At 46.6% G+C, this 13,969-nt stretch carries 12 protein-coding genes; all 12 read right to left on the bottom strand.

Annotated features, from left to right (window positions below; translation table 11 throughout):
* Window positions 1-149: 149 nt before the first annotated feature.
* A complete protein-coding gene (rpsO, locus tag NSQ37_RS14255) occupies window positions 150-419 on the bottom strand; it encodes a 30S ribosomal protein S15 (RefSeq protein ID WP_003154182.1) in 270 nt (89 codons plus the stop codon).
* Window positions 420-584: 165 nt separating this feature from the next.
* Window positions 585-1,526, bottom strand: a complete 942-nt coding sequence (ribF, locus tag NSQ37_RS14250) for a bifunctional riboflavin kinase/FAD synthetase (RefSeq protein ID WP_007611467.1) — start codon at window positions 1,524-1,526, stop codon at window positions 585-587.
* Between the two features lie 19 nt (window positions 1,527-1,545).
* Window positions 1,546-2,475, bottom strand: coding sequence for a tRNA pseudouridine(55) synthase TruB (gene truB / locus NSQ37_RS14245; protein WP_341123952.1), 930 nt, complete (start codon window positions 2,473-2,475; stop codon window positions 1,546-1,548).
* A gap of 84 nt (window positions 2,476-2,559) precedes the next feature.
* On the bottom strand, window positions 2,560-2,913 hold the full coding sequence (gene rbfA, locus NSQ37_RS14240; protein WP_003154185.1) for a 30S ribosome-binding factor RbfA: 354 nt from the start codon (window positions 2,911-2,913) through the stop codon (window positions 2,560-2,562).
* Between the two features lie 16 nt (window positions 2,914-2,929).
* Window positions 2,930-3,208: a DUF503 domain-containing protein gene (locus tag NSQ37_RS14235; RefSeq protein WP_003154188.1), complete on the bottom strand. Its 279-nt coding sequence runs from the start codon at window positions 3,206-3,208 to the stop codon at window positions 2,930-2,932.
* Window positions 3,205-5,355, bottom strand: coding sequence for a translation initiation factor IF-2 (infB, locus tag NSQ37_RS14230; RefSeq protein WP_007611462.1), 2,151 nt, complete (start codon window positions 5,353-5,355; stop codon window positions 3,205-3,207). The genes NSQ37_RS14235 and infB overlap by 4 nt, the downstream gene beginning before the upstream one ends.
* A gap of 19 nt (window positions 5,356-5,374) precedes the next feature.
* Window positions 5,375-5,677 carry a YlxQ family RNA-binding protein gene (locus tag NSQ37_RS14225; protein WP_003154192.1) on the bottom strand — a complete coding sequence of 101 codons (303 nt, stop codon included), beginning with the start codon at window positions 5,675-5,677 and terminating at the stop codon, window positions 5,375-5,377.
* A gap of 1 nt (window position 5,678) precedes the next feature.
* Complete coding sequence (gene rulR, locus NSQ37_RS14220; RefSeq protein WP_003154193.1) at window positions 5,679-5,954, bottom strand: glucose-induced regulator RulR; 276 nt, start codon at window positions 5,952-5,954, stop codon at window positions 5,679-5,681.
* Between the two features lie 13 nt (window positions 5,955-5,967).
* The gene (nusA, locus tag NSQ37_RS14215) at window positions 5,968-7,089 is read right to left on the bottom strand and encodes a transcription termination factor NusA (protein ID WP_003154195.1); all 1,122 of its coding nucleotides are present in this window, start codon (window positions 7,087-7,089) and stop codon (window positions 5,968-5,970) included.
* A gap of 39 nt (window positions 7,090-7,128) precedes the next feature.
* Window positions 7,129-7,599, bottom strand: coding sequence for a ribosome maturation factor RimP (gene rimP / locus NSQ37_RS14210; RefSeq protein WP_007409801.1), 471 nt, complete (start codon window positions 7,597-7,599; stop codon window positions 7,129-7,131).
* Window positions 7,600-7,838: 239 nt separating this feature from the next.
* Window positions 7,839-12,152: a PolC-type DNA polymerase III gene (locus NSQ37_RS14205; protein ID WP_341123951.1), complete on the bottom strand. Its 4,314-nt coding sequence runs from the start codon at window positions 12,150-12,152 to the stop codon at window positions 7,839-7,841.
* A 111-nt stretch (window positions 12,153-12,263) separates the two neighbouring features.
* Window positions 12,264-13,958, bottom strand: coding sequence for a proline--tRNA ligase (gene proS, locus NSQ37_RS14200; protein ID WP_007611460.1), 1,695 nt, complete (start codon window positions 13,956-13,958; stop codon window positions 12,264-12,266).
* Between the last annotated feature and the right edge of the window lie 11 nt (window positions 13,959-13,969).

Below are 13,969 nucleotides of genomic sequence, written 5' to 3'. Positions count from 1 at the left end.
TGTGAAATAATCAATTACTCCTATTATGAACGAAATGAATTGAACATATCAATGTCAAAGTAGTATGTAAAAGGATTTCATTGTTTTTTTATTATTATTTTTTTCGCTTTAATACGATAAAAAAGCGGGAATCCTCCCGCTTTTTACGATTATCGACGTAAGCCTAGTTTGTTAATTAACTCACGGTAACGAGTTACGTCTTTATTACGCAGATACGTAAGAAGATTACGACGTTTACCTACCATTTTAAGAAGACCGCGACGTGAGTGGTGATCTTTCTTGTGAGTACGCAAATGCTCGTTCAAGTTGTTAATTGAGTCTGTTAGGATAGCGATCTGAACTTCTGGAGATCCAGTATCAGATTCGTGTGTTTTGAACTCACTGATGAGTTGATTTTTACGCTCTTGAGTAATTGCCATCCTGTTTCACCTCCATATCATAATTAGCCCCAGTTACCTAGCAACCGTCGGTGACTTCGGATTGCCAAGCAATGGTTTTAAGACTACGAAACATATGATACTAAAAATCGCGCCCATATGCAAATCTTTTAGAAGAAAATTTGTGTACTTTTGATGTTTTTTCCGTTATTTGCTGAAAAAACGGATCGCTTCTTGTTTGTCTTTCCCGATCTGAGCCGTCAGTTCATCGATGCCGTTAAACTTCCGTTCGCTTCGGATTCGTTTGTACCACTCGATTTTAACGTCTTCTCCGTATACATCCTGCTGAAAATTAAACAAATGGACTTCAATTGACGGCTGATCGGGGCGCTTTTCATAAAAGGTCGGTTTGTAGCCGATGTTGCAGACGCCTTCATACACCTCGCCTTTTATTTCGGCTTTCACTGCATACACGCCTGTCGGAGGCACGATATAGCTGTTGTGCAGGCCGACATTCGCGGTCGGAAAACCGATGGTGCGGCCTCTTTTGTCTCCGTGAATCACAGTGCCCCGGATAAAATACGGCTGGCCGAGAAGAGTGTGCGCAAGTTCAACGTCACCATCCTGCAGCGCTGACCGGATATAAGTGGAGCTGATCTTTCTGTCCTGCTCGGTCTGTTTCTCGACAGTCGTGCATCCGGCCTTGCCGTTTAAATCGTCCGGCAGCGTCTCCATCGTGCCTTTTCCGTATTTTCCGTACGTAAAATCGAAGCCTCCCACAGCGTGCCGCGCGTTTAACCCTAAAATATACTCCTCGGCAAACTGTTTTGGAGAAAGAGACGCAAACGCTTCATCAAACTTTACGACATACAGCACATCAGCGCCTAAACGCCCGATCTGGCTGATTTTATCTTCAAGCGGCGTAATCAGATCCTTTGGCTCTTTGTCCCTGCCCAACACATGGGAAGGGTGGGGATGAAACGTCATAACGGCCAGCGACAGGCCTTTTTCTTCGGCAATTTGTCTGGCTGTTCCGATTACTTTCCGGTGTCCCAAATGAACGCCGTCAAAGTAGCCGAGCGCCATGACAGACGCCGGCTGCTCTTCTTTTTGTAAATGATGCGGATGAGAAATATGTATCGTCTTCACAGAACGGTCACCTTTTTTCTTATTGTTCGCTTTTTTGCATGAGCACTTTAGCCGGTTTCAGCAGTCCTTTTTTTGAAGGATGCGGCATATAAATGGCCACACATTCTCCGTCTTCAGTACAGACCGCTATACGGGCGTCAGCTGTCATTGCAGAAAATTCCGCCGGGATGTCAAACACTGACCCGTTTTCAGCTTTCTTAGCTAATGTATCACTTATGACCCATTTCGGCAAATGATTGAGCGCTCTTTCAATCGGCACGGCATGCTCTGCAACCGTGCCGTCTGAAACCTGCTGTTCAAGTTCCTCAAACGTGAAACACTCATCAAGGCTGAAATCGCCGGAAGCGGTGCGGATGAGATGCGACATATGCGCGGGATAGCCGAGTTTTTCACCGATTGTCACCGCCAATGTTCTCACGTAAGTGCCCTTTGAGCACGTGACTGTAAAGCGGAATGATGCTATGTCTTCTTTATAAGTGACAGGGGAAGTGAGCGCGATATCTTCAATCGTGATATTCCGCTTCGGCCGCTCCACTTCAATACCCGCCCTGGCGTATTCATAGAGCTTTTTCCCGTTGACCTTTACAGCGGAATACATCGGCGGCACTTGCTCCTGCGGTCCCTTCAGTTCGTCTAAAACGGCTTTGATATCCGCTTCTTTCAGCGGCTCCTTGACAGGTTTTACGCTGACCGTTTCTCCAGTCTGGTCTTCGGTCGATGTGGAGAAGCCGAGAGTGATCTCAGCATCGTACGTTTTTGACTTGTCGGTGACGTACTCAACAATCTTTGTGGCCCGTCCGACACAGATCGGCAGTACGCCTGACACTTCCGGATCAAGCGTTCCCGTATGTCCGACTTTCTTTGTTTTTAACAGTTTTCTTATTTTCATTACACAGTCGTGAGAAGTCATGCCGACCGGTTTATGTAAAAGGAGAACTCCGTTAACCATCTGTCTTTCGCTCCTTTGTTATCAATTGTATCCCGTAAAACGCAGAAAAGAGGACAGACGACACTCGCCCATCCTCTTTCCTTGTTATTCAGACGGTTTATCTGAATGCAGTTCGTGAATCAATGTTTCAATACGGTTGCCGTACTCAATTGATTCATCAAATTCAAATTCAAGCTCAGGCGTTTTGCGGAGTCTGATTCGGCTGCCGATTTCGGAACGGATAAATCCTTTCGCTTTCTCAAGCCCTTTCAGCGCCTCCTCTTTCTTTTTCTCTCCGCCGAGAACGGAGATATACACCTTCGCTATTTGTAAATCACCTGAAACACGTACGTCTGTTACAGTGAGAAATCCGATTCTCGGGTCTTTCAGCTTTCGGCTGATAATATCCCCGAGCTCTTTTTTCATCTGCTCGCCGACACGGTTTGCTCTCATACTCAATTCAATCACCTCTAAGTTAAAACCACTCTGTTCTAGTGATCGTCCGTTCTATTTCGGGAAAGGAGTCAATAAACGCGAGTACACGCTGGATCTCCTTTTCCGCCTGAACGTGAGAGGAGGAGACGACGGCGATTCCGAAGCTGGTCCGCTGCCAAGTGTCCTGATAGCCGATTTCTGCGGCCGACACGTTGAACTTATTCTGAACCCTCGTTATAATCCGCTTCAGAACGGCTCGTTTCTCCTTTAATGATCCCGCATCATAAATGATGCATTCACATTCCGCAAATCCGATCACTTTCTTTCGATTTCCTGCATGACATACGCTTCAATGATGTCGCCTTCGCGAATGTCATTGTATTTCTTAATTGTAATACCACATTCATATCCTTGTGAAACTTCTTTCACATCATCTTTGAAGCGTTTCAGAACGTCTACTTCCCCTTCGAAGATGACCACGCCGTCACGGATCAGGCGGAGTCCGCTGTCACGTGTAATGTGGCCGTCTGTTACATATCCGCCGGCAATCGTACCGATTTTCGACACTTTGAATGTTTGGCGCACTTCAACCTGGCCGATGACTTTTTCTTCGTATTCAGGATCAAGCATTCCTTTCATCGCCGCTTCAATTTCTTCGATGACTTTGTAAATGATACGGTGAAGACGGATATCTACATTTTCAGCTTCAGCCGTGCTCTTAGCATTTCCGTCTGGGCGCACATTAAACCCGATAACGATTGCATTTGAAGCAGATGCGAGAATGATGTCTGATTCCGTAATCGCACCGACGCCTGTGTGAATGATTTTCACTTTTACGCCTTCTACTTCAATTTTTTGAAGAGCGGCTGTTAACGCTTCGGCTGAACCTTGAACGTCAGCTTTTACGATTAAATTGATGTCTTTGACATCGCCTTGTTTAATTTGTTCAAACAGATCATCGAGGCTCAGCTTCGCTTTGTCGCTGCGCTGTTCTTCCAGTTGCTTGGAAGCGCGTGCTTCACCGACAGAACGGGCTGTTTTTTCGTCTTTAAAGACGAGGAATTGATCGCCAGCCTGCGGTACGTCGTTTAAGCCAGTAATTTCTACAGGTGTGGACGGTCCGGCTGTTTTCACGCGGCGGCCGAGATCATTGACCATGGCCCGCACGCGGCCGAATGTATTTCCGACAACGATCGGATCTCCGACATTCAATGTTCCCGTTTGAACGAGAAGTGTCGCGACAGATCCTCTTCCTTTATCGAGCTCAGCTTCAATAACCGTTCCTTTTGCCTGACGGTTCGGATTGGCTTTCAGCTCTTCCACTTCACTGACAAGCAGAATCATTTCGACAAGCTCGTCAATTCCCTTGCCTGTAAGAGCGGACAGAGGAACGAAAATCGTTTCTCCTCCCCATGCTTCAGGAACGAGTCCGTATTCAGTCAGCTCCTGCATGACACGGTCAGGGTTCGCGCTTTCTTTATCCACTTTATTCACGGCAACGATAATCGGAACCTCAGCCGCTTTCGCATGGTTGATGGCTTCGACTGTCTGCGGCATAACGCCGTCATCAGCCGCTACGACTAAAATGGTAATATCAGTTACTTCCGCACCGCGCGCACGCATTGTTGTGAACGCCGCGTGTCCCGGAGTATCTAAGAACGTGATTTTTTTGCCGTTTTCTTCGATCTGGTAAGCCCCGATATGCTGGGTGATTCCGCCGGCTTCACCTTCAACAACTTTTGTTTTTCTGATGCTGTCAAGGAGGGTCGTTTTCCCGTGGTCAACGTGGCCCATGATCGTCACGACAGGCGGACGGATTTGAAGATCTTCTTCTTTGTCAGCCTCTTCATATTTTTCAAGCTCAGTTTCTTCAAGCACAATCACTTCTTCTGTTTCTACACCGTATTCAGATGCGATCAGTTCGATTGTGTCTTTGTCAAGCTCCTGGTTAATGGTAGCCATTACGCCCAGAAGCATCAGTTTTTTAATGAGTTCAGACGGCTCTTTGCCCAGTTCCTCGGCTAAAGCTCCGACTGTTAAAGAGCCGGAAAACGTAATTTTCTCAGGAAGCTCTTTTTTCGGCTTCAGCGGTTTTTGCTGATACTGATTTTTGTTGTTATGATTGCGTTTGTTTTTGTTTTTGTTGTTGTTGTTATTCTTCTTGTTTTTGTTAAATTGATTATTCTGCACGTCATTCTTCTTTCCGTCTCGAATTTTGTTTGGTTGATTCCCAGCAGGCTGCTGATTAATCCCTTGCGGCTTGTTTTTGTTCGTTTCCGCAGGCTTCTGAGATGTAACGCCGGCGCCGCCTTTTTTAAATTTCGCATCAAGCTGCTTAATGGTCTTTTCTTCAAGCATTGCCATATGGTTATTTACTACTATATCCATGTTTTTCAGCGCAGTCAAAATTTCCTTGCTTGAAACATTGATGGCTTTTGCATATTCGTAAACTCTCATTTTAGCCATTCGTTCACCCCCAAAAATATTAATCGAGCAAGCTGATCAGCTTATTCGCAAAACCTTGGTCAGTGACGGCGACAACGACACGTGATTCCTTGCCGATAGAGCGGCCGAGATCAGCGCGGCTTTCGACTTTTTTATAAGGCACTTTATAATAATTGCATTTATCGGATACTTTTTTTGCAGTATTCGCAGATGCATCTTCTGTCAGCAGAACAAGTTTTGCACGCGCATTTCTAATTTCTTTTATAACCAAGTCCTCGCCCGACACGACCTTACGAGCTCGATTGGCCAGACCCAGCAAGGGAAACCATTCCATTCCAGACATGTTATTTTTTCACCTTTTCCGCCAGTTCCAGCAATTCTTCGAAAATCTGGTCATCGATTTGTGATTGAAATTGATTTTGCAATGTGTTTTTCTTTTTCGCAGCTAAGATGCATTCTTTCTCAAGGGTGATATAGGCACCCCGTCCGTTCTTCTTTCCGGTCGGATCGACTGAAATCTCTCCTTCTTTAGAACGGACAATTCGGATCAGTTCCTTTTTAGGCTTCATTTCCCCCGTTACCACGCATTTGCGCAGAGGAATTTTTTTTCGCTTATTCACCTAAAGTCACCTCTTATTCATCCGATTCGGCTGTTTCAGGCTCCATAAAGAGCGGCTCTAAATCGTCATCTTCTTCATGCTCTCTCGGATAGATGCCAAGGTCTCTTGCATCCGTTTCACTTTTGATATCGATTTTCCAGCCTGTCAGTTTCGCGGCTAAGCGGGCGTTTTGCCCTCTTTTTCCGATTGCCAGAGAAAGCTGGTAATCAGGAACGATGACAGTCGTGGCTTTTTCTTCTTCGCTGACGATGACATCCAGCACTTTAGACGGGCTGAGCGCATTGGCAACAAATTCAACCGGATCATCAGACCAGTTGACGATATCAATTTTTTCGCCTTTCAGTTCATTGACGATCGCCTGCACGCGCTGGCCTTTAGGACCGACGCATGAACCGACCGGATCAACGTCAGGATCATCAGTGCGGACGGAGATTTTAGAGCGGTCGCCCGCTTCTCTGGCAACGGATTTCAGTTCGACCGTTCCGTCATAAATTTCCGGCACTTCGATTTCAAAAAGACGCTTCAACAGACCAGGATGCGTTCTTGATACATAGATCTGCGGCCCTTTTGTCGTTTTTTCGACTTTTGTGATAAATACTTTAATCCGATCGTGCGGTTTATAGCTCTCATTCGGCATTTGTTCATTGACGGGCAGCAGCGCTTCAATCTTGCCGAGAGACACGTAAATAAACTTGCTGTCTAAGCGCTGTACAATTCCCGTCATGATGTCTTCTTCACGATCGATAAATTCTGAGTAAATCACGCCGCGCTCAGCTTCACGGACACGCTGCGTCACCACTTGTTTCGCCGTCTGCGCAGCAATGCGGCCGAAGTCTTTCGGCGTTACTTCTATTTCAACGACATCTCCGACAAGGTAGTTCGGATGGATGTGCTGGGCGTCGTCAAGCGAGATTTCAAGTCTTGAATCGTATACCTCGTCTACGACATCCTTTCTTGCGAACACGCGGATCGTGCCCGTCTCACGGTTCAGATCGACCCGTACGTTTTGCGCCTGGTTAAAATTTCGCTTATACGCGGAAATTAAGGCAGCTTCAATTGCTTCGATGATAATGTCTTTACTGATGCCTTTTTCTTTTTCAAGAATAGTGAGAGCATCTAATAGTTCACTGCTCATGTTAGCGGTCTCCCCCCTTAAACACTAATACTTCATTCATTAAAATGTTACAGCTAATCTTGCGTTAGCTATTTTTTCATACGGAATATTGACCCGTTTCTTTCTTGTTTTGACCGTCATCTCTATTGTAACAGTTTGTCCATCGAATTCAGCCAATTTGCCTTCAAACACTTTTAAACCGTCAATCGGTTCGTACGTTTTCATGTACACATTTTTGCCCAGTGATTTTTCGAAGTCGGCTTTTTTCTTTAATGGACGCTCGGCTCCAGGAGAAGATACTTCAAGAAAGTAGTTCTGGGTGATCGGATCGGCCTCATCCAGCTTTTCGCTTAACGCTTCGCTGACTTTGGCGCACTCCTCAATATCAACACCGTTCTCGGAATCAATAAACACGCGAAGGAACCAGTTTTGACCCTCTTTGACAAATTCAATGTCTACGAGTTCAAGCTGAAGGTCATCCAGTATGGGCTGAGCCATTTCTTGAACGGTATCAGTCACTTTTTTGCTCATGTTTTTCCTCCTTGTGCTGTCGATATCATATCAGCCGTTCCTCTGCATAAAAACCCTGCTTCAAAAGAGCAGGGGCATTGAGAAAACGATGGACATGTCGAGGCAAAATTGCCTGTTCAATACAAAAGAGCGGGTTTCCCCACTCTTTGCCTCGGTAATCGTTAGCATTTCCAATAAAACTATACCATAACCATATATTTAATGCAAATCAAACTCCGCTCGGAGGCTGTGCACAAAGCTTAAAACAGAGACAGCTGATTTTGGTCCGGAAGCGACTCAAGACAGCCGTGACGGTCTAAATACTCTAAAATGGTTTTTGACACTTTTCCGCGTTTTTGAAGATCCTCTTTTGAAAGGAACTCCCCTTCCTTCCGCGCTTTCACAATATTGAGAGCGGCGTTGGTTCCGAGTCCCGGAATTGAGTTGAACGGCGGGATGAGACTGTTGCCGTCAATGATAAATTCCGAAGCGCTCGAACGGTATAGATCGACCTTCTGGAAGGAATAGCCGCGCTCACACATTTCAAGCGCAAGCTCTAACACGGTAAGGAGGTTTTTCTCCTTCGGCGAAGCATCAAGCCCTTTAGAGCTGATATCATCCATCACCGCTCTGATGGCAGTCGAGCCTTTAATCATTGTATCAATGTCAAAGTCATCTGCGCGGACGGTAAAATACGCAGCATAATATAAAAGCGCGTGATGCACTTTAAAGTATGCAATCCGCACCGCCATCAGCACGTATGCGGCGGCGTGGGCTTTCGGGAACATGTATTTGATTTTTTTGCATGAATCAATATACCAGTTCGGCACATTGTTCTTTTTCATTTCTTCTTCCCATTCCGGCGTCAGGCCTTTGCCTTTACGGACGAATTCCATGATTTTAAAGGCCAGTGAAGGCTCAAGGCCCTGATAGATCAAGTAAACCATAATGTCATCACGGCAGCCGATCACTTCGCTCAGTTCACACGTATTGTTGTGTATCAGTTCCTGCGCATTGCCGAGCCATACGTCCGTTCCGTGAGAAAGCCCGGAAATCTGGACAAGCTCGGAGAACGTCGTCGGCTTTGTATCCTCAAGCATCTGCCGCACAAATCGCGTCCCGAATTCAGGAATGCCGAGCGTCCCCGTTTTACAGCCGATCTGCTCTTCAGTGACGCCGAGCGATTCTGTGCCTTGGAAAATCTTCATAACTTCCGGATCATCTGTCGGAATCGTCTTCGGATCAATTCCGCTTAAATCCTGGAGCATCCGGATGACGGTCGGATCATCGTGCCCTAATATATCAAGCTTCAGCAGGTTGTCATGAATGGAGTGGAAGTCAAAATGAGTCGTTTTCCATTCAGACCCCGTCGCATCTGCCGGGAATTGTATCGGTGAAAAATCGTAAATATCCATGTAATCCGGGACAACGATAATCCCCCCCGGGTGCTGGCCGGTCGTTCTCTTAACGCCGGTGCAGCCTTGAACCAGACGGTCGATCTCCGCGCCGCGCATGTGTAGGTTGTGATCGCCCGCATAGCCTTTCACATATCCGTAAGCCGTCTTTTCCGCGACGGTGCCGATCGTTCCCGCGCGATACACGTTATCTTCACCGAACAATACTTTCGTGTAGTTATGGGCATGGGGCTGGTACTCACCTGAGAAGTTCAAGTCGATATCGGGTACTTTGTCACCTTTAAAGCCTAAGAACGTTTCAAACGGGATATCATGTCCGTCCTTTTTCAAAGGGGTGCCGCAAGACGGGCAGCTTTTATCCGGAAGGTCAAAACCGGAACCGACTGATCCGTCATTAAAGAATTCGGAATATCGGCAGCTCGGGCACACGTAGTGCGGAGCGAGCGGGTTCACTTCAGTAATTTCCGTTAAGGTCGCCACAAGCGATGAACCGACGGACCCCCGGGAGCCGACGAGATAACCGTCATCCAGAGACCGTTTTACAAGCTTATGAGAGATGAGATAAATAACGGCGAATCCATGACCGATGATACTTTTTAATTCTTTTTCTATTCTCGCTTCCACAATTTCGGGAAGCTCTTCACCGTAAATGCTTCTGGCGCGCTGATAGCTCATTTCACGGATCTCTTCATCGGCTCCGTCAATTTTCGGCGTGTACAGATCGTCTTTGATCGGTTTGATCTCATCAATCATCGAAGCGACTTTCTGCGTATTGTCAACCACGATTTCTTTCGCTTTTTCCGCACCGAGGAAGGAGAAAGCCTCCAGCATTTCATCTGTCGTTCTGAAGTGCACTTTAGGCAGTTCGTGTCTGTTTAACGGGTTGGCGCCGCCTTGGGAAGATATTAAGATCTTCCGGTAAATTTTATCCTCATCGTTTAAATAGTGGACATTTCCCGTAGCCACGACCGGCTTATTCAATTTTTCTCCGAGCTTTGTAATGTTGGCGATGATTTCTTTCAGCGCTTTTTCATCCCGGACGAGCTCAAGCTGCAGAAGGTGTCTGTATACTTCCGGCGGCTGCACTTCAAGATAATCATAGAAGGATGCGATATCTTCAACCTCTTCAGGAGATTTTTGCATCATGCCTTCAAAGACCTCTCCCCTGTCACAGGCAGAACCGATTAACAGACCTTCTCTGTATTTATTAAGCTGCGACCTCGGAATGCGCGGCACTCTGTAGAAATATTGAATATGAGAAATGGACACGAGCTTAAACAGATTTTTAAGGCCGGTCTCATTTACGGCAAGCAATGTAGCGTGATAAGGTCTTGATCTCTGGTAAGCATTGGATTGTCCCATATTCTCATTCAGCTGATCATGATAAAAAATGTCTTTTTCAGCGGCATCTTTGAGCATTTTCAACAGCAGGTAGCCCGTTGCTTCAGCGTCAAAAACCGCTCGGTGATGCTGGGTTAATTCGATATCAAACTTCTTACATAACGTATTTAAGCGGTGATTTTTAAACTCAGGATACAGGAAACGCGCGAGTTCCAGCGTATCAATGACCGGATTTTTCGCTTTTTCCGTTTTCAAAAGACGCTTGTACGCCACATTTAAAAATCCCATATCAAAGCTGGCGTTATGAGCCACAAGCACGTCATCGCCGATCCATTCTTTAAAATCCCGGACGACGTCAACGACATCGGAAGCGTCGCGGACCATGTCGTCCGTAATCCCGGTAAGCTCTATCGTCGTTGCTGACAGCGGATGGTGCGGATTGGCGAACGCTTCGAATTTATCGATAATTTCTCCGCCTCTTATTTTGACTGCGGCAAGCTCAATGATGGTGTCATACACTGCGGACAGACCTGTCGTTTCAACGTCAAAGACAACGTATGTGTCTTCTTCCAGAAGACGGTGAGCTGGATTGTATGCGATCGGAACGCCGTCATCTACGATATTGGCTTCCATTCCGTAAATCATTTTAATGCCGTGTTTTTTCGCGGCGGAATAGGCATCTGGGAAAGACTGCACAACGGCATGATCAGTTAACGCAATCGCTTCATGTCCCCATTTTTTCGCCTGTTCGACAAGCTTTCCGATGCTCGTTACAGCATCCATTTGGCTCATCGGAGAATGCAGATGAAGCTCAACCCGTTTTTCGCCTTCAGGAGCGGTGTCTTCACGGGTTTTGGCTTTTATTTCATTCACGTCATTTGCAATCATGACGAGGTCTCTAACGAATGTATCGTTTTGAATGCTTCCCCGCGCCTTCACCCACATGCCTTTTTTCAGCGTTTTCATCAAAGCGGCGTCTTCTTTTTCTCTGGCGAACATTTTTACTAAAATGCTGTTTGTATAGTCCGTGATTTTGAAAATGCAGAGCGTGCGTCCGCTTTTCAGCTCGCGTGTTTCAGCATCAAACACAAACCCCTGCACCGTAATTCTTCTTTCTTCATCCATGATGCTGTCAAGCGTCCGGATTTCTTCGTTCTCTTTAATTTGATAGCCGATGACAAGCGGTCCGGACGGTGCCTGATCCTCATCGCCCTCTTTTTCCTTCTTCTCCATCTCGATAAGCGCCTGCATCGCCCGCTCCTGATCTTCAGCAAGCTTTTGCTCGCGGAATTTCTGGACTTCTTGGTCAGATACGAAAATTTCGGTATCCAGCTGCAGTTCCGGAAAGCCGAATTGGCGGTAGCTGTGCTGAATCAGTGCGCTGTATTTATTTTTGAGCGCAGATGCTTCTGTATCTGTTTTTGTTTTCACGATCAGTTTGTTTCCCTTGAGCTTCGGCTTCTGCTGATTCAAAAGAGCCACCATCGGCGGCGAGGTTCCTTCAAGCTCTTCAATACAGCGTGTCCAATAATCCTGTACAAGCTCCTCTGTCACTGTAGGGTCGATGACCTGAACAGACGATGTGACACGGGCGATGTGAGCAAACGATTGTGTTAACCTCATCATGAATGAATCATATATTTGATACGGCAAAAGAGCCTTAAAGCGAAATTGGAAATGCCAGGCTTTTTCTGCTTTATGGATTGTCAGTTTATCAATCTCTCCGTCTTCAAAGTATGTCATGAAGGTATCATCTGTCATATTAAGCTGCTGCAGAAGAATCTGAAACTGTCTTCTGTTTACTGATAACTGTTCCATTCAGACAGTATCCCTCCCTTAAAACATCATAAGTGAAGGTACCTCCGCAGGTGATGAGGTACCTTCTTTTTTCTCTATTTTAACATGATTTTGTATGATTCGTTATGGTGATTACTTCGTCTTGATAAATTCAGAAAGCTCATCCACTGAAACTTCGGCAGATTCACCGGTTTTGCGGATTTTCACTTCTACGATGCCTTCGTCGGCACGTTTTCCGACAGTGATGCGGATCGGAAGGCCGATCAGATCAGAATCAGCAAACTTCACGCCTGCGCGTTCAGCGCGGTCATCGTATAATACCTCATAACCTTCCGCCTGGAATTTGCCGTAAAGCTGTTCAGCAAGCTCTTTTTGCGCTTCGTTTTTCATATTCAGCGCCAAAATATGAAGGTCATACGGAGCAACGCTTTTCGGCCAGATCAAGCCTTTTTCGTCGTGATGCTGTTCAGCGATGGCTGAAAGCGTTCTGGACACGCCGATTCCGTAACATCCCATCAGCATCGGCTGCGCACGCCCGTTTTCATCAAGGTATGTCGCATTCATCGCTTCAGAGTAACGCGTGCCGAGTTTAAAGACTTGTCCGACCTCAATCCCTTCAGCGAAACGGATCGTGCCTTTTCCGTCAGGTGACGGATCGCCTTCCTGAATGATTCGAAGATCGGCATACGCTTTTACTGACGCGTCACGTTCGATGTTTACGTTTCGGTAATGACGGTCTTTTTCATTCGCGCCGCTAACGGCGTTTACCATTACTTTTACGGCTTGGTCGGCATAAATCTCAATGTCGCCGGCAGCGCCGATCGGCCCCGCAAATCCCGGCTCCGTGCCAAGTTTCTCTGCTACTTCTTCATGAGACGCAAGCTCAACCACTTCCGCGTTCAGAAGGTTTTTCACTTTCACGTCATTGACCTCATGATCGCCTCTTACTAACACGAGAACAAATCGGTCATCAGCTTTAAACAGCATGGACTTGATGCAGGCGCTCGGCTCGATCTGCAAGAACGAAGCGAGCTCTTCAATGCTTTTGACATTAGGCGTATCAATTTTCTCCAATGCCTCGGGTGTTTCATCTGACGGCTCGCTGTTCATGACAACTTCCGCCATTTCCGTATTGGCTGCGTAAGAGGATCCATCGGAATAAGCGATGGTATCTTCCCCTATTTCAGAAAGAGCCATAAATTCATGCGTGTCTTTTCCGCCCATCGCGCCCGAGTCGGCAATAACGGGACGGACGTTTAATTCACAGCGTGCGAAAATGCTGCTGTATGCGCCGTACATGTTTTGGTATGTTTCCTCCAGACTTTCTTCAGAAGCATGGAAAGAATACGCATCTTTCATGATGAATTCGCGTCCGCGCAATAACCCGAAACGCGGGCGTTTTTCATCTCTGAATTTAGACTGGATCTGGTAAAGAGTGAGCGGCAGACGCTTATAAGATTTCACCTCATCGCGCACGAGAGAAGTAATGACTTCTTCATGTGTCGCGCCTAAAGCAAATTCACGGCCGTGGCGGTCTTTCAGACGCATTAATTCAGGCCCGTACGTATACCACCTGCCTGATTCCTGCCATGTTTCAGCCTGCTGAAGGGCCGGCATCAGCATTTCCACCGCGTTGATTTTTTCCATTTCTTCACGCACGATCTTCTGAATGTTTTGAATGACCCTGTAAGCCAGGGGCATGTAGCTGTAAACCCCGCTCGTATTTTGTCTGATAAATCCCGCTCTCAGCAGAAGCTTATGGCTTTTTGCTTCAGCATCAGCCGGCACTTCTCTCAGGGTCGGAATAAGCGTCAAACTTTGTCTCATGTCTTCGCACC

This window comes from Bacillus sp. FSL P4-0334 (assembly GCF_038004825.1).
Taxonomy (GTDB): domain Bacteria; phylum Bacillota; class Bacilli; order Bacillales; family Bacillaceae; genus Bacillus; species Bacillus velezensis.
Note: the sequence above shows the minus strand (reverse complement) of the source record. Positions and strands in the feature narration are given on the sequence as shown.

Coding starts and splice junctions, on each gene's coding strand:
- rpsO (WP_003154182.1), bottom strand. CDS start 419: ATGGCAATTACTCAAGAGCGTAAAAATCAACTCATCAGTGAGTTCAAA.
- truB (WP_341123952.1), bottom strand. CDS start 2,475: ATGGTTAACGGAGTTCTCCTTTTACATAAACCGGTCGGCATGACTTCT.
- infB (WP_007611462.1), bottom strand. CDS start 5,355: ATGGCTAAAATGAGAGTTTACGAATATGCAAAAGCCATCAATGTTTCA.
- NSQ37_RS14225 (WP_003154192.1), bottom strand. CDS start 5,677: ATGTCTGGAATGGAATGGTTTCCCTTGCTGGGTCTGGCCAATCGAGCT.
- nusA (WP_003154195.1), bottom strand. CDS start 7,089: ATGAGCAGTGAACTATTAGATGCTCTCACTATTCTTGAAAAAGAAAAA.
- rimP (WP_007409801.1), bottom strand. CDS start 7,599: ATGAGCAAAAAAGTGACTGATACCGTTCAAGAAATGGCTCAGCCCATA.
- NSQ37_RS14205 (WP_341123951.1), bottom strand. CDS start 12,152: ATGGAACAGTTATCAGTAAACAGAAGACAGTTTCAGATTCTTCTGCAG.
- proS (WP_007611460.1), bottom strand. CDS start 13,958: ATGAGACAAAGTTTGACGCTTATTCCGACCCTGAGAGAAGTGCCGGCT.